At 63.7% G+C, this 1,567-nt stretch carries 2 protein-coding genes; one reads left to right on the forward strand and one right to left on the reverse strand.

Annotated features, from left to right (window positions below; translation table 11 throughout):
- Positions 1-196 (forward strand): VOC family protein (locus C1I98_RS38720; RefSeq protein WP_267898113.1); only part of this gene is annotated, 196 nt, incomplete at its 5' end.
- Between the two features lie 136 nt (positions 197-332).
- On the opposite strand, the gene C1I98_RS38725 is transcribed toward C1I98_RS38720, so the two are convergent.
- Positions 333-620, reverse strand: coding sequence for a hypothetical protein (locus C1I98_RS38725; RefSeq protein WP_146607925.1), 288 nt, complete (start codon positions 618-620; stop codon positions 333-335).
- Positions 621-1,567: the final 947 nt, after the last annotated feature.

Genomic DNA, 1,567 nt, shown 5'->3' on the forward strand with positions numbered 1-1,567 from the left:
GAGGGGGCGGGCCCCACCCAGGGGGGCCCCCCCCGCCCGCCCCCAGCAGTTCCACCTGGACATCGGCGTCCCCGACTTGGACCAGGCCGCCCGTCTGGCCGAGTCTTCAGGCGCGACCCTCCTGGACGACACCCACCCATGGCGCATCTACGCCGACCCGGCCGGCCACCCCTTTTGCCTGCTGCACGAAAAGTAGGCCGGTTTCTCACTGCGGAAGGCTTCAGGAGCCGCCAAAAGCCGGATGACGGCTGGAAGGAAGCATACCGACATCGGACACCGATGATCGGAAGGGTTTCGTGCCACATTTTGCAAAAGGTGGGCTGTGGCATCGATCATATGCTGAGCTCGATCGTCTTTCGCGCTGTCAATAGCGCGTATACTTTCTGCCCGTTTACATCCTTTATCAGGGTGATCGCCCCTGCCTCGACAGGGGCAAGGTCGTCCTCGGTCGCCTCCTTCCGAGTGGGGGGCCTCCATTGGTGTGCTTTCATCGTGTCGACCGTTTCTTCCAGGCCCACCTCGGCGGCCAGTCTCATGTAAAGCCTGGACGATTCGGGCAAGTCTGATGAACCTGGATCGGGCGAGTCGCAGCCGGCGCCCTCGTATCGCTCTATGGTCACCCACTCCCTTGGCAGTGAGTCGCTTATTGCGCCTGCCAGCACGGCGAGCTGCTTTTTTGAATTGAATCCGCAGAAAGCGGAGCAGCCCTCGACCCGTCAAATATAGAGGGCCATTATGAGGACCCCGATAACGGCTGTAAGAAACGACGCCAGCCCAAGATTGGTCGTTATGCGCCGGGCGCGACTCTTTTCTACGCTGAAACGTGCCATGCTTGTCCGACCCAATCTCACTCAATATCGTTGGAGAACTGCCGGCATCAGGGTTGCCGGCTGCCTCCAATGATGGCTGCTCAATGCGGGGAACCGTCGAGGTCGAGTCAGCGGTTTCTGCCCAAGCATAGCCGCGTTGATCATTCTCGTGCCCCACTGTGCTCAATGCTCCGCACCTGATTGCCGGGTTCGTCATACGCGCTCGCTCACACAGTCCGGGTGCGAGCTCGGTGTGATCGCTGCCACCGGGCGGTGGCGCCGTGCGCCGTACGCCGTGCCAGGCTGCTCGGCCGAAATCCAGTTGTGGTGGTGGCTGTGGCGAGTTTCCATGGAAGCGCGAGGCAGGTGATGCCCATAAGGAACGGGTGGTCAGGTGGCGGTGGGGAAGCGGTTGAGGCCCAGGGCGGCGGTGGATGTCGGGGAGCGGTTGAAGCTCCGGCGGCCGGTCGTGCGGGCCGACGGGCGAGAGTTCACCGTGCTGACGTTGCGATCTGGGGTTGACGTGCGCTTTTCCAGTAACCGGCACCATGAGACATGGCATCTGCCGTCGGGTGTGCGGGGAGCGCGGCTGGCCGGGCGGTTGTTGTGGGGGTTGCCGTACCGGCGGAGGCCCGGGACGGTGATCGTCCTCGATCGGTCACAGCCTGTACCCGCCGCGCTCGTTCCCGCGCATTTGACGACCATGACCGCGCGGGCGGCACGGGATTTGCGGCGGGGGTTGGGTGCGGCTCCCTCGC

This window comes from Spongiactinospora gelatinilytica (genome assembly GCF_003236385.1).
GTDB classification, from domain to species: Bacteria; Actinomycetota; Actinomycetes; order Streptosporangiales; family Streptosporangiaceae; genus Spongiactinospora; species Spongiactinospora gelatinilytica.